This window comes from Dorea sp. AGR2135 (assembly GCF_000420885.1).
Lineage (GTDB): Bacteria > Bacillota > Clostridia > Lachnospirales > Lachnospiraceae > Dorea > Dorea formicigenerans.
On the sequence record NZ_ATVU01000010.1, the window covers coordinates 1 to 23,129 of the forward strand.

At 41.3% G+C, this 23,129-nt stretch carries 21 protein-coding genes and 1 pseudogene; 4 read left to right on the forward strand and 18 right to left on the reverse strand.

Annotated elements, in window-relative coordinates; translation table 11 throughout:
* A pseudogene (locus G593_RS18500) lies at window positions 1-209 on the forward strand (IS110 family transposase); the annotation flags it as partial.
* A 576-nt stretch (window positions 210-785) separates the two neighbouring features.
* On the opposite strand, the gene G593_RS0107915 reads toward G593_RS18500, so the two are convergent.
* From G593_RS0107915 to G593_RS0107980, 15 genes are all read right to left on the reverse strand, one after another.
* The gene (locus tag G593_RS0107915; RefSeq protein WP_029731319.1) at window positions 786-1,871 is read right to left on the reverse strand and encodes a DnaJ C-terminal domain-containing protein; all 1,086 of its coding nucleotides are present in this window, start codon (window positions 1,869-1,871) and stop codon (window positions 786-788) included.
* A 231-nt stretch (window positions 1,872-2,102) separates the two neighbouring features.
* Window positions 2,103-2,978 (reverse strand): phosphatidylserine decarboxylase, encoded by an 876-nt coding sequence (locus G593_RS0107920; RefSeq protein ID WP_005341427.1) that lies wholly within the window; start codon window positions 2,976-2,978, stop codon window positions 2,103-2,105.
* Window positions 2,979-3,050: 72 nt separating this feature from the next.
* Window positions 3,051-3,671 (reverse strand): CDP-alcohol phosphatidyltransferase family protein, encoded by a 621-nt coding sequence (locus tag G593_RS0107925; RefSeq protein WP_005341426.1) that lies wholly within the window; start codon window positions 3,669-3,671, stop codon window positions 3,051-3,053.
* Between the two features lie 9 nt (window positions 3,672-3,680).
* Window positions 3,681-4,721 (reverse strand): lysylphosphatidylglycerol synthase transmembrane domain-containing protein, encoded by a 1,041-nt coding sequence (locus G593_RS0107930; protein ID WP_005341425.1) that lies wholly within the window; start codon window positions 4,719-4,721, stop codon window positions 3,681-3,683.
* The gene (locus tag G593_RS0107935; protein ID WP_022279276.1) at window positions 4,711-5,466 is read right to left on the reverse strand and encodes a phosphatase PAP2 family protein; all 756 of its coding nucleotides are present in this window, start codon (window positions 5,464-5,466) and stop codon (window positions 4,711-4,713) included. The genes G593_RS0107930 and G593_RS0107935 overlap by 11 nt, the downstream gene beginning before the upstream one ends.
* Before the next feature lie 275 nt (window positions 5,467-5,741).
* Window positions 5,742-6,845: a 5-methyltetrahydropteroyltriglutamate--homocysteine S-methyltransferase gene (locus tag G593_RS0107940; protein ID WP_022279277.1), complete on the reverse strand. Its 1,104-nt coding sequence runs from the start codon at window positions 6,843-6,845 to the stop codon at window positions 5,742-5,744.
* A 99-nt stretch (window positions 6,846-6,944) separates the two neighbouring features.
* The gene (locus G593_RS0107945; protein ID WP_022279278.1) at window positions 6,945-7,292 is read right to left on the reverse strand and encodes a hypothetical protein; all 348 of its coding nucleotides are present in this window, start codon (window positions 7,290-7,292) and stop codon (window positions 6,945-6,947) included.
* A gap of 370 nt (window positions 7,293-7,662) precedes the next feature.
* Window positions 7,663-8,262, reverse strand: coding sequence for an MATE family efflux transporter (locus G593_RS18505; RefSeq protein WP_049946469.1), 600 nt, complete (start codon window positions 8,260-8,262; stop codon window positions 7,663-7,665).
* Window positions 8,253-8,558 (reverse strand): MATE family efflux transporter, encoded by a 306-nt coding sequence (locus tag G593_RS20775; protein WP_049946470.1) that lies wholly within the window; start codon window positions 8,556-8,558, stop codon window positions 8,253-8,255. The genes G593_RS18505 and G593_RS20775 overlap by 10 nt, the downstream gene beginning before the upstream one ends.
* Before the next feature lie 78 nt (window positions 8,559-8,636).
* Window positions 8,637-9,152: a YcxB family protein gene (locus G593_RS0107955; protein WP_005341418.1), complete on the reverse strand. Its 516-nt coding sequence runs from the start codon at window positions 9,150-9,152 to the stop codon at window positions 8,637-8,639.
* Between the two features lie 91 nt (window positions 9,153-9,243).
* Window positions 9,244-10,830, reverse strand: a complete 1,587-nt coding sequence (locus G593_RS0107960; protein ID WP_029731323.1) for an ABC1 kinase family protein — start codon at window positions 10,828-10,830, stop codon at window positions 9,244-9,246.
* Window position 10,831: 1 nt separating this feature from the next.
* Window positions 10,832-11,218 carry a hypothetical protein gene (locus tag G593_RS0107965; protein ID WP_005341412.1) on the reverse strand — a complete coding sequence of 129 codons (387 nt, stop codon included), beginning with the start codon at window positions 11,216-11,218 and terminating at the stop codon, window positions 10,832-10,834.
* Window positions 11,219-11,283: 65 nt separating this feature from the next.
* Complete coding sequence (locus G593_RS0107970) at window positions 11,284-11,658, reverse strand: diacylglycerol kinase family protein (RefSeq protein WP_005341410.1); 375 nt, start codon at window positions 11,656-11,658, stop codon at window positions 11,284-11,286.
* 192 nt (window positions 11,659-11,850) lie between these two features.
* Window positions 11,851-13,980 carry a sensor histidine kinase gene (locus G593_RS0107975; RefSeq protein ID WP_029731324.1) on the reverse strand — a complete coding sequence of 710 codons (2,130 nt, stop codon included), beginning with the start codon at window positions 13,978-13,980 and terminating at the stop codon, window positions 11,851-11,853.
* Window positions 13,952-14,659: a response regulator transcription factor gene (locus G593_RS0107980; protein WP_005333997.1), complete on the reverse strand. Its 708-nt coding sequence runs from the start codon at window positions 14,657-14,659 to the stop codon at window positions 13,952-13,954. Before G593_RS0107980 ends, G593_RS0107975 begins: the two co-directional genes overlap by 29 nt.
* A 332-nt stretch (window positions 14,660-14,991) precedes the next feature.
* Here G593_RS0107980 and iorA point away from each other — a divergent pair, with 332 nt between their 5' ends.
* Genes iorA through G593_RS0108000 form a run of 3 tightly spaced genes read left to right on the forward strand, consistent with a single transcriptional unit; the run spans window position 14,992 to window position 18,702 of the window.
* On the forward strand, window positions 14,992-16,815 hold the full coding sequence (iorA, locus tag G593_RS0107990; protein ID WP_029731326.1) for an indolepyruvate ferredoxin oxidoreductase subunit alpha: 1,824 nt from the start codon (window positions 14,992-14,994) through the stop codon (window positions 16,813-16,815).
* Window positions 16,808-17,437: an indolepyruvate oxidoreductase subunit beta gene (locus G593_RS0107995; RefSeq protein WP_005334003.1), complete on the forward strand. Its 630-nt coding sequence runs from the start codon at window positions 16,808-16,810 to the stop codon at window positions 17,435-17,437. Before iorA ends, G593_RS0107995 begins: the two co-directional genes overlap by 8 nt.
* A 29-nt stretch (window positions 17,438-17,466) precedes the next feature.
* Window positions 17,467-18,702 (forward strand): phenylacetate--CoA ligase family protein, encoded by a 1,236-nt coding sequence (locus G593_RS0108000; RefSeq protein WP_005334005.1) that lies wholly within the window; start codon window positions 17,467-17,469, stop codon window positions 18,700-18,702.
* Window positions 18,703-18,969: 267 nt separating this feature from the next.
* On the opposite strand, the gene cdd is transcribed toward G593_RS0108000, so the two are convergent.
* The 3 genes from cdd to G593_RS0108015 all read right to left on the reverse strand — a co-directional run bounded on the left by cdd (window position 18,970) and on the right by G593_RS0108015 (window position 22,769).
* Window positions 18,970-19,833, reverse strand: coding sequence for a cytidine deaminase (cdd, locus tag G593_RS21115; protein WP_044994263.1), 864 nt, complete (start codon window positions 19,831-19,833; stop codon window positions 18,970-18,972).
* Between the two features lie 284 nt (window positions 19,834-20,117).
* Window positions 20,118-21,554, reverse strand: coding sequence for an MFS transporter (locus tag G593_RS0108010; protein WP_005338824.1), 1,437 nt, complete (start codon window positions 21,552-21,554; stop codon window positions 20,118-20,120).
* Window positions 21,555-21,593: 39 nt separating this feature from the next.
* The gene (locus G593_RS0108015; RefSeq protein ID WP_005338822.1) at window positions 21,594-22,769 is read right to left on the reverse strand and encodes a M20 family metallopeptidase; all 1,176 of its coding nucleotides are present in this window, start codon (window positions 22,767-22,769) and stop codon (window positions 21,594-21,596) included.
* Between the last annotated feature and the right edge of the window lie 360 nt (window positions 22,770-23,129).

Here is a 23,129-nt window from a genome sequence, read left to right on the forward strand (position 1 = left end):
GAAAACGTCGCGGTCACAAGAAAGCAATCATTGCAATAGCAAGAATGCTTCTAACAGCATTATACAATATGCTGAAAAATAAGGAACCCTATAATGCTGAACTTTACCGAAAAAGTGATGCTCTCCCTGTCAATCGTGAGATTACAATTGAACAGGCAATCTTAATTGCACAGTTCCAAGGTTATAAAATCAAGTCAGCTACTGAATAGACCTTAACTTTGCTACATATTCAATTTTAAATGACCACCATCTGATGGTCTTTTTGTGATGTCCTTAATGGAATGGATATCCTCTACTATTCTTTTTCAACCTTTGTTCTCCTTAGCATATATTTTACATAATCTGTATCCATATACAATTACATGTCTTTATAATCTGCCTGCTTTCCTTATATTATCTATGCTTAAAGCGTAGATTCAAAGCAAGCAATATCTAAGCAAGCAATATCTAAGCAGGCAATATCTAAGCAGGCAATATCCTTGTTCATTATAAGCTTTTCTTAAGAAAGCGTCAATACACGAACACAGTAATTCGTTAAACTGTAGGTTTAGGAGGTTTATCCTGTAAATCTATATTACAAATCTATACTGTAATTCAAGAATGCCTCGGCATTCTTGCTGCGAGGTGCGCGTCATGCAATTGCATGACATACTTCTACTGCGCACCTCTGCAATTCTGCCGGAGGCTATATCAGCTGGGGGATGGGCTCCCACCACTGATACCAGCTTGTTTCTCACCACCTATGGAGATGGGAGTCATCTCCCAGCTGATCTATTCTTTTATTATTATGCTACACCTTGTTGTCCTTTCTTACATGCTACTTCGAATTCTCTTAATTTTCTTTTTGCTTCTTCACTCAGATTTCCCGGCACATCAATCTGGACCGTCACATATTGATCTCCATGCTGATTCTTATCTTTCATAGAAACAATTCCTTTGCCTCTCAAACGAATCTTTGTTCCGGACTGAGTTCCCGGATTAATCTTACACAATACATTTCCGTGAAGCGTCTCAACCTTCGCCTCACCGCCAAGTACTGCTGTTGTGAATGGAACTCTGACTGTTGTGTAAACATCCATGCCCTTCCGTTCATATCCTGGTTTTGATGCGACTTTCACTTTCAGAAGAAGATCTCCTGCTTTTCCGCCATTGATTCCCGGATTTCCTTTTCCGCGAAGCCGAATACTCTTACCCGTATCAATACCGGCCGGAATCTTTACCTCCAATGCTTTGCCTACTGCTTTTCCATTATTTTCCGTCAAATGTATGACTTTCTCACAACCAAAGGCAGCTTCGTCAAATCCTACTGTAATTTCTGCTGTAACATCTGCTCCGTCCTGGCTGTAATTTCCATACGATCCACTTTCGCCAAAGCCACTTCCACTAAAACCAGTGCCGCCAAAGCCACTTCTTCCAAAGCCACTTCCACTAAAGCCACTCCTTGATCCTTTCGAAGAACTTCTTGTAGCGCCGCCAAAGCCACCAAAGCTTCCTCCAAAAATGTTCTTCAGGAAATCGTCCATATCGCCATTTCCTTCAAAATGATATTCATGGAATGTACCGTCCGGTCCTGCATACTGGTAAGTACCGCCTCCATTTCTGCTATAAGCGCCACCATAAGCACCACCTGCTGCACCGCTTCCATCGAATGCAGCATGACCAAACTGGTCATACATTTTTTTCTTTTCCGGGTCACTTAATATATTGTAGGCTTCTGTTGCTTCCTTGAAGCGCTCTGCCGCCTGTGCATTTCCCTGATTTGTATCCGGGTGGTATTTTTTTGCCAGTTTCCGATATGCCTTTTTTATTGTGTTCTTGTCTGCATCCCGGCTAATTCCTAGGACTTCATAATAATCTCTTTTTGCTGACATAATCTGTTCCTCCCTTAGTTTGCTGTTTTTCATATTCAAGAATGTCTGCAGATTGTATTCTGATACCCTCTGATATCTTAAATCACCCCACAGGAATTTACCTGTGGGGTAATCATATCTGCCATAAAACATAATTTCTCGATTACTTCAGAACTCTTTTTGTTCTACTTGTAATATAACACTCATTTTTTATAATGTCAACATAAGATTATATTTTTTTAACGCCCGGAATTATTCATATTTACAACCAATAGGCTCGCCCATTTTTACCAATGTCTCTGCCTGTGCTTTTGTATTGTGGATAATATCCTTGTCCGGTTCTGCCATGCCAGGCTCTGTCATCACCACAATCGTAGAACCACCGAATTCGAACATTCCTTTTTCGTCACCACGTTTTACCTGAGCAGAATCTTCTTCATGATTATTGATTTTTCCAACCATCAAAGCTCCTACTTCCATAAGAAGGATTGTTCCTAGCTCCTTTGTCTTTAGAAGACAGTATTCCCTCGAATTCATTTTGTAAATTGGATAATAATCATTTGCCACTGGGTTCACTGTATGAAGTACGCCGCGAATCTTCCGCTGTCTTGACTTTCTTCCATCTGCCACATAGCAGTACCGGTGATAATCATCCACGGTCAGACGGATCACATAAATCCAGCCGCCCATATAACGTTCTGCCAAACGCTCATCTTTTAAAAGCTGCGCTGCCGAGTACTGTGTGTGTTTGATCCAGAATCTCCCTTTCTGCGTGATTGGATACGCAGTGACTTTTCCATCGCTTGGGCTGATCAGAATATTTTTCTGTTCATTGATCGGTCTTTGCTCCGCCTTGATCTTCCTTGTAAAAAATGCATTATAGGAATTAAATTCCTGCTTTTCATAAATGCCAAGATCAATGTGATTCTTTTTTACAAAGGAAGGGATTATCCTCCTGGAAAGTCTTGTACTTAAAAACTTTCCACAAATATCAGAAACTGCCGGAGACAAAAATGGGCGGAGCAGCATTCTGGTCAGCGCATGACCATAAATAACTTCTAACAGGTGATCCTGTCCAGTCGTTCCGTCTATTTTCATTCCATCACGAGTGATATATGTCACAGCCATGTCTTTTCCCTCACTTAATGTTCAATCTCTCATATATTCTTTCATGATTCCACCTGGCTTTGCAGGAATTCTCTACCAGATATGCAGTCCATGCAGCACTGCCAGTGCGACAATGACAACCATGACAGTCTGTCCCAGCTTCTTCGGCTTGCGGAGTCTGAAATTTGTGATAAATAAAAGTCCGATGATCAGTACAAGCGCATGCAAGGCAATGATAAAATCTTTGCCAAGTATCGGACGGAACACATATAAAATAGGAAGTGCAACTGCCATAGAAGTAATCGGAAGTCCTTGATAACATTCCCTGTTTTCCGTGGTCTCTTCCTGACGGATTTCTTCAGACACATTATACCATGCCAGACGGATCAGTCCTGCCAGCACATAGAACATCAGAATCGTAACTCCGATACCATGGTTCATTCCCATACGATATGCGATCAATGTCGGACCCACACCAAAACAGATAATATCTGCCAACGAATCAATCTGAATTCCAAACTTTTTCTCCACTTCAGTACGATTTTTTTTCGTCCGGGCAATCTTGCCGTCAAACATATCACAAAATCCTGACAGTGCCAGACAGACAATCGCCATTCTCGGATAACCATTCATAGAAAACAGCATTCCTCCCATCGAAATCAATACACTTACATAAGTCAGCACTACTGTGTAATCATATACACCTAACATCATTCATTTTCCTCAACTTTCTTGTCCCTTTTTAACATTTCTTCCTATTGTAAAATTCGCAAAAATTGTAAGCAGTGCACTTAAGAGCAGCTCGGTGTAATATCCCAGGCCACGGCTTAAGAGCATTCCCGGAAGCAATAACTTACTTCCAAATATTGGTAAAAATATTCTTAAAAATAACTGTTCGCTGATTCCCATTCCTCCTGGCAGTGGCAACATATCCACAGCCACAGAGATGGTTCCCTGCAATATAATGATGACAAATGCAGAACTTCCGGAGAGTCCAAATGCTTTATATACAAACCAGGTTACCGCGAACAATGCAAATCTCTGGAATACTGTAATTGCAAACACTTTCACAAGCACCCATACATGCTCCCGCAGATACACTGCCGTCGCACGGTACTGATCCATAGAAGCATTCACCTTTTCAAGTCTTGAACTCTTTTTCTTCATCAAATGCATTTTTTCCAGAAGGTCAAGTCCTTTTACAAGAATTGATCTTGCAAGCATCGGATGAAATACAAGTACCAGCATTCCTGACACACAGAATACATTGAGTGCCGTCCCCAGATAAAAAATGTGACGAACCCGGTAAAGGTGTGCCTTAATAAAGCCCTGACCAAAAATTGTCAGTGTAACTCCGATTACCACAAGTACCAGCTTATATGTAATAGTCACGATCATAAGAACAAGCGTAGACACCGGAATCGGAATCTTCTCTTTTTTCATATAGTATATCTGAGCCGGCTGTCCGCCTGTCGCTGACGGAGTAATACAGCTAAAGAAAAAACCGACCGACGAAAATAAAAAACAGGTCCATTTTTTCAGTTTGATTCCAAGCGTATGCATCATATAAAAAATGATGATGGATTCACCCCAGATAAAAATCACGACACAGATCACACCCGGAATCAGCCAAAGCGGATTCACTGTCTTCACAATGTGGACGATTTTTCCCAGATCCTCCCCATGAAAGACGCCATACAGTGTTCCGGCAAATACAAGGATCAGGAATACTATATTAAATATCATTTTTTTCTTATCTGCCATTCTTCCTTCCCCCTGTCGGCTGTTTCCTTTTAGCCCGAAAAAACGAATCCTTCCATACATGTTTCAGCCGGTTAATGATATGTTGCAGCCAATCTGACATATTTTCAATGATTCTCTGATAAATCCGATATCCATTCGTACGTCTGCTTATCTGCCATGTTACTTCTGCCACCAAAATTCCACTAAATACATCAACCAGTACATGCTGTCTGAGTGCAAGGGTAGAAATAAATACCAGAGCTGCGATAATCTCAGACAAATTCTGGTACCATTTTGGAATATTTTTACATTTTCTAAGTCCTATACAGCAAAACCAGCTCGCCATACAGTGAATGGACGGAAACAAATTTATCGGCTTGTCAATCTGGTACAGAAAACGAACTGCACCAGTAAAGATGTCACTGCCTGTAAGTTCCGGTCTTGTATTTGTAGTTGGGAAAAATACAAAACAGACAAAACAGATCAGCCGCGCATAAAAGTCAGCAGTAAAAAATTGATACCTGTGTTCCTCTTTCTGCGCCGCAATGAGTAGATAATTCACAACCCAGAATATATAGCATCCAAAATAAATTATGATGAATTGCGGCATAAATGGAACAATCCTGTCAACAGAACTCGACAGATTGCGTGCTGCAATTCCTGTTTTAATTAAGGGTGCACCCCAGTATACCACAGAATTCAACAAAAATGTAAATATCGGTGGCAATAAAATTCTTAAGATTTCTTTTTTCTCTTTTTTACACATTTTCTCTCTGCTTAATTTGTTCATAGTACCTATTTTATACGCAGAAAATAAAATAGCAACATATTTTAGAATATCTTAATAAAATTTATGAGTTTCCTTAAGAAACTGTGGAGTTTCGGCACTCTGCTAAGCTTTCCAGACCCTTTTGTCATATGCACACACGCTAAAAAGCCGACTAAATAAGTGATTTTCTCATTTAGTCGGCTGATCTATATTTTCAAGACTCATTCATAATCCTCAATGTGAATTTCCAGTCTGCCTGGCAAACAGATTTTTTATAAGAAGTCCTTGCAGGATACAAGAAGGTCTATCTTCTTCCACTGCGTCTCTTCGTCAATACAGTTTCCTTCTTCCACGGAAGCAAATCCACACTGCGGGGAAAGTGCAATCTGCTCTCCCACTACCGCTTTTGCTTCCTCATAACGTTTCTTAATTTCATCATGGTCTTCCAGAACAGGATTCTTTGTGGAGATCAGCCCTGCCACAAAGAGAGCGTCCTTATCTTTTAACACTTTCCAAGGTTCAAAAGAACCTGATCGCGCATCGTCATACTCTACAAAGAATGCATCATACGGAATGTCTGCAATGACTGGTGCCACTGCATCATAAAATCCAGAAAATAACGGATTCCCTTTGAAATTTCCTTTGCAGAAATGTGTTGCAACAACCATATCAACAGGCTTCTTTTCCAGTGCTTTTGTGGACACATTCCAAAACCAGTTCAACACCTCTTTCTGCGTATAGCCAAGTGCTTCTACTTTCTGTAAAAACTTCTCATCGATCAGGTAGGTCCATGAAGTATCGTCAATCTGCAGATAACGGCATCCATGATCATAAAAATCCAAAATTGCCTCCTGATAGGCCTTTGCAATATCATCAATCAAAGCTTTTAAATCTCTTCCATAATACGGAGTTTCTTTGTTGCCAAGCTGAAGGAAGTGATCGATCAGAATCATATTCGGACCGGAAATACATTTCTTCGCAGTCACACCTTCATACTGGGATGCCAGCCTGTGAAGATAATCCCATGCTTCCACCTCCGGGTGAACCTTATTCTTGTCATAGAAAATCTTTCCTGTCACTGTTCCAAGCTCGATTTCATTACTCGTTCCATTGATTTCCTTCGTAAAATGAATTGTATCAAATCCATCGAACTCTTTCAGCCAGTCCAGATGCCACCAGCGGCGGCGGAACTCTCCATCTGTGATAAATGAAAGACCATGCTCCACTTCTTTTTTAACCAGCTTTGCAATCTCCTCGTCCTCAACCTTTTTCAAATCTTCTCTTGTGATTGCACCACTTTTAAACTCTGCTCTCGCTTTTTTAATTGCCTCCGGGCGGAGGAAAGAACCTACAATATCATACTTTATCTGAATCATATCAAAATCTCCTTTTCCCATGTTTTTTGTTATCTTCTTCATGCATTACACTATACAAGAGAAAAGAAGATTTGAAAAATACATAAAAAGCGCAGTTTGTCATAACTTTAAGTTATGGCAAGGTGCATTTCTTAAGAAATTATTTTTCCATTGTGTCTGTTGGTCAGTATCGTCTAACTCTTCCTGATCTTGTGAAATATAATTGTCTCGAACAATATCTGCACTTTCTTCATATAAATGTTCCAGCGCCTCGAATTTTTCTTCAAACTGCCCGGAAAATTTGTTCCAGATCTGTGCATGATATTTCTGAAACCCGAAAAGATCTGTCAGATAACTAAACCGCTCCAAATCCTCAAATGTCATTTTTCTATTTTCAAGTAAAATATCTCTGTCCTTCTCTCCACAAAAATACAAAAATGCATATTTTTCAATATCTGCCTGATTCATATTCCGCCTCCTCTTTTTTGTTCCGTTTTGCCTCACTTTTACAACCGATTTTATCTTGATTCAACTGCAAAATCAATAGAAAAGGTGCAAAAAACGAGACGAAATTTGAGACCAATAAACGATACATTACAGATGTCGAAATCAATGCATTTACTTTCAAGAATGCCTCGGCATTCTTGCTGCGAGGTGCGCGTCATGCAATTACATGACATACTTCTACTGCGCACCTCTGCAAGTCTACACTCCGTTTCGGTCGGCGCAAAACCATTGTCCACCGGACAATGTGCGCCCTGCCGGAGGCTATATCAGCTGGGGGATTGACTCCCACCACTGATACCAGCTTGTTTCTCACCACCTATAGAGGTGGGATTCATCTCCCACCTGATATATTTTGATACTTATCCTCGTGGTGCTCCAGCCAGATAAAGACGCCAACACAAATCACTACAGAAATGAGTGAGCCTGCCGGAGCTGCACATCCCATTGGGAACAGCGTATCCTTAAAATGCACTGACGCATAGCTGCGAAGATATCCGGCTCCACTTACTGCAACTGCACCATCATTTGTAAATAATCCTACCAGCGGAACTGACACAAACTGTACGATAATCGTCATAATTAATCCATATGTCACCGTAATCATCAGCACATATTTTAATGTCAGCTTTGCACGGTCGTGTTTTCCCACTCCGATATTCTGCGCCACAAGTGCTGAGATTGTAGACATCATAGACGATGGAACAAGGAATAAAATACTGATGATCTTCTCCACAATTCCAACTGCTGCCGCATCTGTCAGTCCTCGCTGGTTTGCAAAAATCGTGATTACAACAAAAGATACCTGGATGAAACCGTCCTGCAGGCACACCGGAACTCCGACCTTTAAAATATTTTTCATGGTCATGCGTTTCGGTCTGAAATCCGATTTTTCCAAACGAATTCCACCCTTTCTTTTCAAAATCACAACCATCGATACAACTCCTGTGCGCTCGTCGTTCCAAGGGCAGCACCGGCTGCATCCAACCCCAGCAATCCAATAAACAGATACTCCAGTCCGATATTGGCCGCACATGCCACCGCAATAAAATACATCGGGCTCTTAGAATCCCCCATCCCCCGGAAAATGGAGCTGATAATATTATAAGCTGTGATAAAAGGAATCCCTATAAAACAAATAGTCAGATAACGAACTGTCCCTTCTACTGCCTCCGCCGGAGTAGACATAATCCCAACAATTGGTCGGACAAGCACAAGAAGGACTGCCACTCGTCAGATCTCTCTCCATAATAAAAATTACCTTTAAATTCTACTTCTGTATTTTCTCCATTTTACATATATTCTGGATTATTTCTTTCCATATTTTCTCTTTAAGCCCGGCATCTTTCCTTCCATCATTTTCAAGAACCTGTCTTTTTCTCCTGAATCCATTCCATCTTTCGCAATGATTGTGATCTGCCATTCCTTTGTAAAGAGAAGGAAATAATGCTCTGTCTCAATTAATGTATCCATAACTTCATATCTGACTGCATTTTTCCCACCGGAAAGCGGATTCTGGATCAGAATATCTGCATCACGAAATACAATTGGTGCGATCACTTCTTTTTTTCCATAAAGCTCATCCAATTTTTTCAGGAATCCTTTAATCTGTCTGCTCTCGATCATTTTTAATTCCCCATAAAAAATGACAATTGCAAATACTGCCAGCAGCATCGTAGACGGTCTTCCTGCCAACATACAATATGCTGCCAGCAGCACAAATGCTGCACTGGCAATTGCACTGATCTTACGGATTCCCGGCTTGATCAGATATTTTCTCGCCTCTTTTAATGCTGACTCATTAATAACCGACTGTACTTCCATTTTAACCTCTCCTCATATTTTATTCCTTATCACTTTTCAGATATTACAGCATATTTTTCCAAGCCTCAGGCTGCCTCTGCCTCAGACTCGATTATTTTCTTGAAAAAATGTGTTTTATAAACACATAGAGTACAATTACAGATGCGCCTAAGTATCCAATTGCACCAAGTGCCGGGATGCCCAGAATCTTCGGCTTCATATCTGTCGTGCAGATAATGCTGGAACTAATAAGCAGCGCCATGACCCAAAGACCCATGACCACATTTCTCGTGACGCGGCGCAACAAATTCGCCAGGTCTTCTCCTGCATGCAGATCCAGATTGATCCTCGTCTGACCTTTCATGTAACCGTCTAAAAGATCTGCCACAAGAGCCGGAATATCCACTGCTTTTCTCATAGACAGATAAATGCTCTTCGCCCCGGATTTTGCTTCTTTTTTCCAGTCATGCTTCTGGATAAACTGACTTTTCAGCCGGGATGCTGCAATCTCTACCATATTAATCTGCGGACTGATATCCGCAAGTACCCCCTCTACATGAGCAAGTCCTCTCACCAGCATAGTCAGTCCGTGGGGCATGGTGATTTTATTTTCCTTCATGACATCCATGAGATTCTGAAGGACTTCTGCCACGTCAATACTTCCCATATCTGCCGTTCCATACTTTGCCATCAAACCTCGAATGTCCTTATAAAGCTGGCTTGGATCTGGCTCTCCGCGAAATTCTCCAAGCGCCAGCACAGCATCCTGGATCATGCCGATATCATTAAGGGCAACACCTTCCACTGCCTTGGCAATCTGTTCCCGGTCGCGTTCTGTAAGTCGTCCCATCATACCCATGTCGATCCAGACAATCTTACCATCCCGGATTCGTACATTTCCCGGGTGCGGATCCGCATGAAAAAAACCGTCGTCCATGACCTGTTTGATGAAATTGTCCACATATTTGCTTCCTATTTCATTCATATCATAGCCATCTTCCAGCAAATGTTCCTTATCATCAATGGCGTAACCATCAATGTACTCCATCACAATAACCGAAGACGTGGTGTATTCTTTAAAAAGAACCGGCGTATCCACAAATGCAACGTCCCTGTTCTTCTCTTTGAACTCTTCCATATTCCCGGCTTCAATGATGAAATTCATTTCCTCTTGAGTGACCTTCCACAGCTCATTCAATACCATTTTAAAATCCACCATGTCAGTGATACTGATTGGTGGAACAAGGGATACCAGCTTGTGCATGAGTCCGATATCTCGCGCCATGGTCTCATAAATACCTTTTCGCTGTACCTTAATGACCACTTCTTCTCCAGTTTTTAACCGTGCCCGATGCACCTGCGCAATAGACGCTGAACCAAGCGGTGTCTCATCGATCCACTCAAATTCTTCCTGACACTCATATCCAAAAGAGTCCCGAAGCACCTCCTCCACCTCATAAAAAGGCATCGGAGGTACATCGGAACACAACTTCTGCAATTCATCACAATAATTCTTCGGTAAAATATCTGATCTCAGGGACATCAACTGACCGACCTTAACAAAAGTCGGTCCCAAGTCTTCCAAAATCAACCTCAACTTTTCCGGAGTGATTCCTTTTGAAATTTCATGCTTGTGAAGAACTGCCGCTATTTCTCGAAATCTTCCTTTGTATCCATTTTCATTTTTCTTTTCGGACACGTTATTCTTCCTCTGTCTCAGTTTCTTCTACAGTTTCCATCTTACTGTCCGTTTCAGCTTCGGCTTCTTCTGTCTCCGTTTTCTCATGGTCATCGACATCTTCCACCTCAGTTGCTGAACCTGGAATATCATCGTCCTCTACGACCTCCGCTTCCACAACCTCTGCCTCATGTACCGTATGCATCTTTCCATTGGAAGCTTTGTAATCTTTGATCGTAGACTTCACATTATGCTTTAACTCTTTGTTGAGCACCTTTCCCTGCTCAACTGTCTCCTCACCTTTTTTTGCAAGAGTATCCAGAATATCTGCAGATTTCTCCACTGCATACGCTGCTGTTCCGATTCCTGCAAGTGCCAGTTTCTTTAATCCTTCTCCTAATCTTTCCATAAGTCATATCTCCTTTACGTCTATTCTAAAACTTCTATATCACGGAAGTTTTGTTCTAAATTGGATTACTGCAATATCTGCGCTATCTTCGGCAAAAATATAATGCCCCCTGCGATTGCTGCCATAATTGCCGCAATGAGCACTGCTCCTGCTGCGGTATCTTTTGCAACTTTCGCCAACGGGTGATATTCTTCTGTCACCATATCCACCACCGCTTCCACTGCCGTATTCACATGTTCCAGCGCCATGACCAGTCCGAACAGCACCATACAGATGCACCACTCAATCGCTGAAATCTTCAAAATCACACCCGCAATCACAACAAGCACTGCCGCCACACAATGAATCTTCATATTCCGTTCTTTCCGGACACAAGTAAAAATTCCCTGAAAGGCATAGCCGAAACTTCGATATAGCGGATCTTTCTTTTCCATCTTCATTCGAATCACCTGCTTTTATATATGTCACTATTATAACAAATTTCATTGATAATATCCAGTATGCCCGCAAGTTTTCCCTTTTCAAACTGTATACCAAAATTGTACAATTCAAAAAGGGACAGGTTAAACTTCAATTGGGGACGGGTTTTTTTTCAAAAAACCCCGTCCCCAATTGAAATTGTATTAATTGTCTTATTTATTTTTCCACGGCCACCGTATCTCTGCCTTGAACAGGTCTGCCTCTGTCTCAACATGGAAGTGTCCACCTTGCAGTTCTGTAAAGCTTCTTACGATTGCAAGTCCCAGACCGGAGCCCTCTGAATTTCTGGATCCATCACCGCGTACAAAACGCTCGGTAATCTCCTGTGGATTGAATGTCAATTCATCTTTCGAAACATTTTTCATCTGTACTACGATTTCATTTTCTTCTCTGAAAATATCCACAAATACCCTTGTATGTGGCATTGCGTATTTGGTAACGTTCACGATCAGGTTTTCAAAGATCCGGTATGTCTTTTGTCCATCCAGAACAGCCGTCATCTTTTCTTCCGGATAATTACATTTGAATTCCAAATCTGCTTTTTCGATTTTTTCATCCAGTTCCAGCTTCACCTGTTTAAACAGGTTCACAACATCAATATCTGTCAGATTCAATGTTACATTTTTGCTGCTTGCCTTACTGATATCGAACAAATCTTCAATCAATACCTTCAGGCGCATGGATTTTCGTTCCAGCACATCGACATACTCTTTCTTTTTCTCTTCGTCTTTTTCATCTTTCAGAAGATTAACATAAGTAATGATTGCTGTCAGTGGTGTTTTCAGATCGTGGGACACATTTGTAATGAGTTCTGTCTTCATACGCTGGCTTTTTATTTCCTCTTCCACTGCTTTTTTGTAGCCTTCCTGAATCTTTTCAATCTCCGGTTTAAATGGATTGAACATGCCAAGATCTTCCTTGATTTCCACATTCATGTTGCCTTTTGCCAATTCTCCGGTTGCTTCTAAAAGTCTGGCGTATTTTCGCTTTATGTCTTTGTAATATTTCCGCAAAATGAAGAATAATATAATGGAATATATGACAAGTGCCTGCATGCGATAGTCCCAGAAAAGACATACTAAAAATAATACGGCAAAGTTGCAAATAACGATTCTGAGTAAAATTTTGTTGCTCTTATCCGTCAAATCTACTTCCTGCAGCGATTTCCATACTTTTGCAACAAATGCTTTAAATCTTTTTCCAAGGGATTTTGCAGTATCTTCTCCGTTGCTCCCTATCGTTTTGATTTTCTTCCAATGGCGTCCGACCATGGTCTGCTGTTTCAAGTATCCTTTTATTCCCAGCGGTATGACTCTTCTAAGGCTCGCTGCGATCCAGTATGTGGCTGCAAATGTTCCGAGCCACACCATCCAGTCTAAGAAATCCGGATACCCTTTCTTCCGGCTTAACAATGCTCCGCTTTGATTCATCAAGACTTCAATCAGCACAAAAGCTGTAATCACAGTCACCTCCAACGGAGCATGGAAGATTTTTTCATTTCCTGTCTGAAAAGTCTTGAAGCAAGGATATAGCCATGCCGCAGCCGCTACAACCAGCATCCACAACAAAATTGTATGATTCATTTCATCTGGTGCGTAATACGAATCTGGATTTCCGATTTTATAATCATTGATATACTCCTTCAGATTCTCCGTTGACATTGCAAACAAGTATGTTCGGTTCTTCGGTGTCTGCAAGGTTACTTCCTCATAATCCTCATCCGTATCAGGATAAATCGTCACTTCACAATGAGACAGCCAGCTGTCCTGAAAATAATTCCCGATAAGCTTTCTCATGGTTACCGTCTGTTCTTTTGCATAATCACTTTTCTTAATGTTGACACTTGGTTTCCCATTTGCATCATACGAAATAATCATTCCAAGGGCATAATTTTTTAGATTGCTTTCTGTCAGATTCTTCCCTGAACTGACCGTACTTTTTTCAACATCACCGCCATTTTCATCAAGCACCCGATAGTCCAGGTAAGAATTCAAATGTGAATACTCTGACATTTCTGCATTGTAAGAATCATACAGAGATTTTTCAACATCATCTGCGTACTTTCTTCCACTTTCTGTATTATAGAGCAGATACGTACTCTCCAGAAAATGTCCCAGAAAATCTGACGATTTCTCTGCATTTTTAAATGCTTTTGTCTTCGTCTCAGTTTTCATCTGATACCAGCCAAAATACCCGGTCATCATTGCCAATGATGGAATCAATATTGTAATCATGATAAAAAATATAGCTAATTTATGCCTGTTTTTCAATTTTGTATCCAACTCCCCACACCACCTTCAAATATTTTGGTTCCTTCGGGTTAATCTCAATTTTCTCACGAATATTCCGCACATGCACCATGATCGTGTCTGTGTTGACTGCACGTTCATTCCACACACGTTCATAAATCTCGTCTGCAGAGAACACCCTTCCAGGATTCTTCATTAACAATAATAAAATTTTATATTCCATCGGAGTGACTTTTACAAGCTCCCCATCCACACGAACTTCCACTCGTTCTTCATCTAGTTCAAGACCTCCGATCACGTGAATGTTTTGCGTCTTTTCTTTGTCTCCTAATTTTTCCATAAATCTCCGGTATCTGCGAAGCTGTGAATTTACTCTTGCAAGCAGCTCTAATGGAGTAAATGGTTTTGTTACATAATCATCAGCTCCCATATTAAGCCCCATGATTTTATCCACTTCTTCTGATTTTGCAGACAGAAAAATCACCGGAAAATCGTATTTTTCCCGAAGCTTTACCGTCATCTGGATCCCGTCCATTCTTGGCATCATCACATCCACAATTGCCAGATGGATTTCTTCCTTCTCAATTACTTCCAGTCCCTCAACTCCGTCTGCCGCCTGGAATACTACATATCCCTGGCTTTTCAAATATATCTCAACACCCTCTCGGATTTCCTTATCGTCTTCAACGATCAGCACATGATTCATTTCCATACTCTTATATACCTCTCACTTTCCCATACTTTTGCTGCCTTTCCAAGTATACCATATCCGGCACCTCCTTTTCGCTTTTCTTTCATTTTAACTTTAAAATGTTTTCTTATGTTTATGCTTCATAAGTTCTTTTCTTTTTATATTGTAAATAGCATAAAATGTAATCTTAAAAAACAGCATGCAAAAATTCGAAAGATTTTCTAAAGATTCTACAATTGAATTTCTCGCTTTAACGTACTATACTGATTTTATATATTTCGATTGCTATGAGGTTCGTCTGTTTTCATAATCTCATTGCTATCATACCTATAAAAATAATATGAGGTGAATTTATGCATAAAGAATTCTTAATGGGTAATGCCGCCATCGCGCTCGGCGCTGTAGCTGCCAGTGTAAATGTGGTCGCAGGTTACCCAGGAACACCTTCTACCGAGGTTCTTGAGACGGTCGCAAAATACCGCCCGGATGATGTCTATGTAGAATGGTCTGTCAATGAAAAATCCGCTATGGAACTGGCTGCCGGCGCTGCTTACGCCGGAGCGCGTTCTCTCGTCACTATGAAGCAGGTCGGTTTAAATGTTGCATCTGATCCACTTATGAGTTTGGAATATGTTGGAGTCAAAGGTGGCATGGTCATTCTCGTTGCCGATGATCCGGGACCGATTTCTTCCCAGACCGAGCAGGATACAAGACATTTTTCCAGATTTTCCAAGCTCCCTTGTTTCGACCCTTCTTCCGCCCAGGAAGCTTATGAGATGATTCAAGAAGCATTTGAATACTCCGAAAAATATAAAACACCGGTATTCCTCCGTCCGACCACAAGAGTCTGTCATGGCTATGCAACCATCGAGATCAAGGATAAATCCGAATACTACCACAACAAACCGGAAGGCTTTATCAAGGATTCCAAGCGCTGGGTCATTTTCCCGAAACTGTCTTTTATGAATCATCAGAAAATTGAAGCCAGGAACAAAGAGCTTTCCGATGTTTTTTCTTCTTATGAAAAGAACAAACTGATTCCGGCTTGTGACAAATATGCCGACTCAAAAAAAGGGATTGCTTCCGGAGGAATCAGCTATACATACGCTATGGAGACATTAAAAGAGACTGGTATGGTACGCCATCTGAAAGTCTCTACACCGCACCCGTTTCCTGAGAAACTGGCAGTCGAGTTCTTAACCGGACTGGACGAAGTGCTCTGTCTGGAAGAATTAGATCCAGTCATCGAACGTGAATTAATTTATATTTGCGGGAAATATCATTTAAATACGAAGATCATTGGCAAGCTGAGCGGTGATACTGCCTGTGCCGGAGAAAATACACGAGACAGCATCTCTAATTATATCCATACATTTCTTGGATTAGACACGTCAAAAGCACAGGAACTTCCAGATCCTCCGGCTCTGCCTGTACGTCCTCCGGTTCTGTGTGCCGGCTGTCCGCACCGGGCTTCTTTCTACGCAGTCAAAACTGCCATGAAAGGTAAGAAAACGATTTTCTGCGGTGACATCGGCTGTTATACACTTGGAAATGCCATGCCTCTTGACATGGTTGATACTTGTCTGTGCATGGGCGCCGGACTCAATATTGCACAGGGCGTAGAAAAAGTAGAACCCGATACCACCTGCTTTGCATTCGTGGGTGATTCTACATTTTTCGCCTCCGCGATCACCGGCGTAGTAAATGCAGTCTACAATCAGGCAAATATGGTACTCGTTGTTCTCGACAACTCTACAACTGCCATGACCGGCCACCAGCCACACCCTGGCACCGGACGGACCGTCATGGGAGAAATTGTCCAGAAAATCAATATTGAACAGGTACTGCGAGGAATTGGTGTCACCGAGATCGAGACCATCAATCCTCTGAAACTGGAAGCTTCTGTTTCTTGTGTTAAACGCATGGCAGAAAAATCCGGCGTAAGAGCAATCATTTTCAAAGCTCCTTGTATTGCCGTTACCAAGCCAAAAGCTCCGCTTCATGTCGATCAGGATTCCTGTATCGGCTGTAAAAAATGTATCCGTGATCTGGGCTGTCCGGCGATTGTGATGAATGATGGAAAAATCTGTATTGACGCTTCTATGTGTACCGGCTGTCATCTTTGCAGCCAGGTGTGCCCGGTCTGTGCAATTGCAGGAGGTGACGATCATGAATAATATCGTAAATAATACAACTACAGCAAATGTTATAAACACTTCCGATATCGCAACAAACAGAAATATTGTTCTGTGTGGTGTCGGCGGTCAGGGAACTGTCCTCGCCTCCAAGCTCCTTGCAGCAGCAGCTATGAGCAAAGACATTCCTGTCATGAGTGCTGAAACCATCGGTATGGCACAACGTGGCGGCAGCGTTTTCAGTCATTTGCGTATGGGAAAAAATCTATATTCCCCAATGATCAAAACCGGAACTGCCGATCTTATTATTGGCTTTGAACCTGGAGAGACGGTACGAATGCTGCCTTACCTGAAAGAACATGGGCAGGTTGTCGTCAGTACCCACGCGATCAAACCAGTTACCGCAACACTAAGCGGCTCTTCCTACGACGCGCCTCCGATGATCGATTATCTGAAGAAACATGTGGAAAATCTGACTCTTATCGATGCAGATACTATCTGCCGGGAAATCGGTTCTCAGAAAGTATTGAACATGGTACTTTTAGGTGCAGCTATCCGCACCGGAGTTTTAGATTTTTCCCTTGAGGAAATAGAAGAAGTAATGAAAAAGACCTTGCCGGAGAAATTCCATGAAATGAATTTAAAAGCACTACGTTACGCATAAATTATATAACATAGAAAGGATTTATCACTATGCAGATTTCATCAAATCAAATTGCACAAGTTAACCAGCAGATTCAGGCTTTATTAAATGCCAATAATTTCTATGGGAAAAAATTAAAAGAAGCTGGCGTATCCAGCATTCAGTCCGCAGAAGATTTCGAAAATCTTCCATTTTCTGAAAAGAATGATTTAAGAAACGCTTACCCACTTGGACTTATGACTGCTCCTGAAGAAAAAATTGTTCGAATCCACTCTTCTTCCGGAACAACCGGGCTTCCGGTCATTATTCCATATACAGCAAAAGATGTGGATGACTGGGCAATCATGTTCAAGCGCTGCTACGAAATGGCAGGCATGACGAACATGGATCGTATTCAGATCACACCGGGATATGGACTGTGGACTGCCGGAATCGGTTTTCAGGCCGGCGCTGAAAAACTGGGCGCTATGGTCGTTCCTATGGGACCCGGAAACACAGACAAACAGCTTCAGATGATGATGGATATGAAGACAACTGTTCTTGGTTCCACTTCTTCCTATGCACTTCTTCTGGCAGAGGAAATCGAGAAACGTGGAATTAAAGATAAGATTCACTTAAAAAAGGGAATCATTGGCTCCGAGCGTTGGGGCGAAAAAATGAGAAACCGCATCAAGAGAGAGCTTGGAATTGAGATTTACGATATCTACGGTCTGACTGAGATTTACGGTCCAGGAATCGGAATCAGCTGCTCACATGACTGTGGTATGCATTACTGGGACGATTACATTTACATTGAAATCATTGATCCGGTAACTGGAAAAGTCCTGCCGGACGGAGAACTTGGCGAAATCGTCATCACGACTCTTGTAAAAGAAGGTGCACCTCTGATCCGTTACCGCACTCATGACCTGTCACGTATCATTCCGGGAGAATGTCCTTGTGGAAGCAAATTCCCACGTCTTGATACAATCATGGGACGTACTGATGACATGATGAAGATTAAAGGTGTCAATGTATTCCCAAGTCAGATTGAGGAGATTCTGAAAGAATTCTCTGAAGTTTCCAGCGAATATCAGATTCGCATCTCACATCTGGACGGAAAAGATACCATGCGTATCTATGTTGAGACAAATGGAACAGTAGACTTCCAGGATCTGAGCAAACGAATTGCTTCCGTAGTTAAGAGCCGCATCGGATTCACACCACTTGTAAAAGTCGTTGAGATTGGACTGCTTCCGAGAAGTGAGAAGAAGACGAAACGTGTGATTGATGAGAGGTATGAGTAAATTCAAGAATGTCACGTCATAATATATAAGCCGTCTGCCATCGCTATGCTCCGAGTATATAACATTTCGATAAGCCACTTAAAACTGTAATCATGTTCAGCATTAGCTTCCATGATTACATATGTCTTATCTCCATTATACTCAAGTCGCATAGCGATGGCAGACGGCTTTTTTATTATCCACTACGTTAAATTATATTTTACTCATTGAAAAGCAAGATGTAATTCGATATAATTCTGAATCCAGAAAGGAAAATCAAGTTATTAATTATTTCTTCAGGTCGTCTTCACCGAAGCTGTATGGCAAGAGTTCACGCATGGTGAGGATCTTTTCTTCTTTGTCGTTGGCGATGAGGATTGGTGTGTCTGGCAGGAGAAGTTCACTTAGTACCTGGCGGCAGGCTCCGCAAGGCATGGTGAGTTTTTCTGCATGGGTAGTAATTGCCATGGCTTTGATATCTTCTTTCCGATAGCCTCTGGAATATGCTGCAAATATGGCGCTTCGTTCTGCGCAATTTGAAAGTCCGTATGATGCATTTTCGACATTGGAACCGGTTATATATTGCCCGTCAGTTAATTCAACGCATGCTCCGACTTTAAAATCAGAATATGGTGCATAGGCATTATCGATAGCATTCATGGCATATATTTTCAATTTATTGCTCTTCTTCGTCCTTCTTTTTCCGGTCATGGATTCTACCCTGAGGCGGAATACCGCTGTCATTGGAATCACTTTTTCATTGAACGGAAAATCTTCTCTCCGGTACTGCTTCATTAATATCCTTAATGCCTCGTACTTTTCTTCTTCGTTAAGCATCTCGATATATCCCTGACCAATTACACTTTCATACTCCATGGTGCAGTTTCCCTGAGCTTTATCCAAAATCAACTGATGTCCACAGTCCATTTCGAAAGATGCCCGGTTGTCTTTTTCTATTAACTCGTATTTTTTTCCTTCCAGTGCCCCGTGAAAATAAAGTACCGGCATATCATTTTCTACCTGAAGTCCAAAGTTAAGCGGAACGATGTATGGATAATCTCCATCATGAAGTGCTATCCTGCACACATCACATTTTCTCATTACTTCTAATATCTCCTGTTTATCTGTAATCTCTCTGTCTCTTCGTCTCATAAAATCATACCTTTCAATTATTTTTGTGAATAATTCAAGAATGCCTCAATTTTAATATAATCATAGTAACATATATAAAAAGTATCTTCCAGTTTCATAATATTAGACTTTCCACATCCGGTAAATATAATGATACTTCATGCCATCCTGCCGGAGGCTTTTTAGTATAATAGGAAATGCGATTTCCTATTATACTAAGAAAATACGGCAGGATCACCCCGCCGTATTTTTACGTGTCTTTATTTGTTTTGATCCTAAAATCTTACGATTCTATTTTATGATTTTTACTCAGCTTTTTTTGCTGTCATCTTAGGTCTTACTACGAAGATTACAAGTACAAGACCGATTACTGCTACGATTGCTGCAAGACGGAATACTGAATTCACACCATTCTGAATATATGCAACATTTGTAGGATCTGCTGCTGTACTTAAGTTGTAAGCAGCCCCGAATACTGCTGCTGCAATTGTGTTTGCAAGTGAGTTTACGAAGTTTACAAGTGATGTACCTACACCCATGTCAGCCGGCTGTAATGTTGCCTGTGCACTTGGTGTGATAGATACGGAACGATAACTCTCAGCAATACCTGTGATCGCCAGTGCTACAAAATAAATGATGATTGATGTACTTGGTGTTGTAAATCCCATAACTGCCATTGGCACTGCTACGAATAATGTTCCAACTACCATAGCTTTCCAAGCATTAGATACTTTCTTACCAACCCATACACCTGCCATTGTTGGCAGGAAGATTGTGATGATCGTACGTGGCATCTGAAGAGCTCCTGCTGCACTTGTGGAAGCTCCCATAACTTTCATAGCTCCGATTGGTGCGTATACGTTCATAGCACTCTGATAGAAGTAGCAGATAAATCCAATAATCAGAAGTACTGTGTACTGTGAGTTTTTGAACAGTTTCAGAGGAATCAGCGGCTCTGCTGATTTTCCTTCAATTTTTACAAGTACAACTAATGCTACGATACCGATTACGAAACCTGCGATAATCATCGGATTTCCCCATCCCATAGATGAACCGAAGTTCAAGGCAAGAAGAATACCTGCAAGTGCTACTACAAGTGCGATGATACCAGGAACATCAATTGCAACTTTTCCTTCTCTCTTAACATTTGGCATATTCATACCAATTAGTACAACTCCAAGAATAAGTGGTACTGCAGGCATAAGGATAGCAACTTTTAAAAGTCCCATATCTGTCAGGATCCCTGCGATAATACTTCCACCGAATCCTCCGACAGCGATTGCTGTTGCCAGCATACCCATTGCCTTTGGAACATCTTTTCTCTCATTGATCAGACCAGCAATGATGTATGGAGCTGCTGTAAATGCACCCTGTGCAAATCCGATTAAGAGACGAAGAATCATAAGTGGTACTAAGGAACGTACAAATGCAAATGCAATACCGCATACTGCGCAGATGATTCCAGGAATCACTACAATATTTCTACGTCCGATTAAGTCTCCAAGCTTTCCACCAATAGGAGTCATAATAGACACTCCCATTCCGGCAAAAATAGAAAACAGGGATACATATCCCATTGCGTTAACACTCTCCAGAATTGGAGATGTCAGTGTCGCAAATACGAGTCCATACATTGCTACGGAAAGCATCATACAGATACATCCAATCTGAACTGCATTCTTTTTGCCCTTCGGAAGCGGAATTGCTACCTGTGGCTGTGTTTGTTGTTGTTCGTTTGCCATGATAATTACTCCTTTTCTCTCATTTTTCTTTAGATTTATTTATTTGTTATTTTTTAACCACTGAGTTGCGCAGTATGCCAGACAGCTTGGTCCGATCGGGCATACACCCTCATTAAACTGAACCTTTGGATTGTGAGCTCCGTACTGGCCTCTCTCATCCGTATATCCTGCTGACAGATACATAAATGTTGATGGAACCTTTTCTGCGATTGATGCAAAATCCTCTGAAGCACTTGCAGAAATTCCCGGATAAGGCATCATTCCCGGAATATTCATTTCCTTCATGTATCCTACAAATTCATCTGTAAGTTTTGGATCACAAATAAGCGGCGGTACTTCTGAAAGCATTGTAATCTCAGCAGTTCCCCCATAACTTTCTGCTGTCTTTGTTGCAACCTCTTTCATTCTGCGGACCATAAGCTCTCTTGCCTGCTTATCATTACTTCTGATTGTTCCTTTCAGTGTTGCAACATCCGGAATAATATTCTCAGCTGTTCCACCCTGGAACTGACCTACTGTCATAACGCATGCTTTGGTAGGATCAACCTCTCTTGCCATGATAGCTTCTAATGCAAGATATACATGAACTCCAATGTTGATCGGATCGATAGAATTCTGTGGATAAGCTCCGTGAGAACCTTTTCCTTTGATATCGATCTGGAATCCATCTACAGAATACATCATAGTTCCGTTGTCATTATACATATAGATTCCTACCGGCATTTTTCCTGCTGCCACATGATAAGCAAGGGCTGCATCTACCTTCGGATTCTCTAAAATACCATTTTCAATCATATTCTTGCTTCCCAGGAAGTTCTCCTCAGCCGGCTGGAACATAAATTTAACTGTTCCTTCCAGTTCAGACTCATTCTCTTTAAGCATCTTAGCTGCTGTAAGAAGCATAGCTGCATGGAAGTCATGTCCACATGCGTGAGCTTCTTTTCCTGTTGGACATGCAAATGGTTCTCCACTTTCTTCCGGCATCGGAAGAGCATCCATGTCTGCACGAAGCATAATACATTTTCCGCCGTGACCTAATGTCGCGGTAACTCCATAACCACACTCCTTAGGTTCCAGCCCATACTCAGTAAGCTTTTTCATAACATATGCCTTTGCTTTTGGCATATCAAGACCAACCTCTGCATTTGTGTGGAAGTAGCGGCGATTTGCAATCGTTTCTTCGTTGAGCTCCTGAGCTCTTTCATAATAGTTCATATTGGTTCCTCCTTTTTATATGGACACGTAAATATACATTTACGCAAAACAAGGGGCAGACTCATGCCTTACATGTTCTTACCCCTTTGTAACCTGATTCAGCTGTGTGAAATTACTCCCATTTATTTTATTCACAACAGTCACCTTTTCCCTTCAAACCAATCTTAATTTCTGTAAATGTCATTTATGGAACATATCCAGCACATTTCCGGAACACTTCAAGAACATTTACAGAATACTTATGGAATATTTATGGCATAATTATAGCAATGCTTAATAAAATCGTCAATCATTTTTACACTATATTTGATAATTTTAATCAGTGATTAACATTTTGTGCAATTATCCCATATTTAAATC

Coding starts and splice junctions, on each gene's coding strand:
- G593_RS0107915 (WP_029731319.1), bottom strand. CDS start 1,871: ATGTCAGCAAAAAGAGATTATTATGAAGTCCTAGGAATTAGCCGGGAT.
- G593_RS0107920 (WP_005341427.1), bottom strand. CDS start 2,978: ATGGCTGTGACATATATCACTCGTGATGGAATGAAAATAGACGGAACG.
- G593_RS0107925 (WP_005341426.1), bottom strand. CDS start 3,671: ATGATGTTAGGTGTATATGATTACACAGTAGTGCTGACTTATGTAAGT.
- G593_RS0107930 (WP_005341425.1), bottom strand. CDS start 4,721: ATGGCAGATAAGAAAAAAATGATATTTAATATAGTATTCCTGATCCTT.
- G593_RS0107935 (WP_022279276.1), bottom strand. CDS start 5,466: ATGTGTAAAAAAGAGAAAAAAGAAATCTTAAGAATTTTATTGCCACCG.
- G593_RS0107940 (WP_022279277.1), bottom strand. CDS start 6,845: ATGATTCAGATAAAGTATGATATTGTAGGTTCTTTCCTCCGCCCGGAG.
- G593_RS0107945 (WP_022279278.1), bottom strand. CDS start 7,292: ATGAATCAGGCAGATATTGAAAAATATGCATTTTTGTATTTTTGTGGA.
- G593_RS18505 (WP_049946469.1), bottom strand. CDS start 8,262: ATGGTTGTGATTTTGAAAAGAAAGGGTGGAATTCGTTTGGAAAAATCG.
- G593_RS0107955 (WP_005341418.1), bottom strand. CDS start 9,152: ATGGAAGTACAGTCGGTTATTAATGAGTCAGCATTAAAAGAGGCGAGA.
- G593_RS0107965 (WP_005341412.1), bottom strand. CDS start 11,218: ATGGAAAGATTAGGAGAAGGATTAAAGAAACTGGCACTTGCAGGAATC.
- G593_RS0107970 (WP_005341410.1), bottom strand. CDS start 11,658: ATGAAGATGGAAAAGAAAGATCCGCTATATCGAAGTTTCGGCTATGCC.
- G593_RS0107980 (WP_005333997.1), bottom strand. CDS start 14,659: ATGGAAATGAATCATGTGCTGATCGTTGAAGACGATAAGGAAATCCGA.
- iorA (WP_029731326.1), top strand. CDS start 14,992: ATGCATAAAGAATTCTTAATGGGTAATGCCGCCATCGCGCTCGGCGCT.
- G593_RS0107995 (WP_005334003.1), top strand. CDS start 16,808: ATGAATAATATCGTAAATAATACAACTACAGCAAATGTTATAAACACT.
- G593_RS0108000 (WP_005334005.1), top strand. CDS start 17,467: ATGCAGATTTCATCAAATCAAATTGCACAAGTTAACCAGCAGATTCAG.
- cdd (WP_044994263.1), bottom strand. CDS start 19,833: ATGAGACGAAGAGACAGAGAGATTACAGATAAACAGGAGATATTAGAA.
- G593_RS0108010 (WP_005338824.1), bottom strand. CDS start 21,554: ATGGCAAACGAACAACAACAAACACAGCCACAGGTAGCAATTCCGCTT.
- G593_RS0108015 (WP_005338822.1), bottom strand. CDS start 22,769: ATGAACTATTATGAAAGAGCTCAGGAGCTCAACGAAGAAACGATTGCA.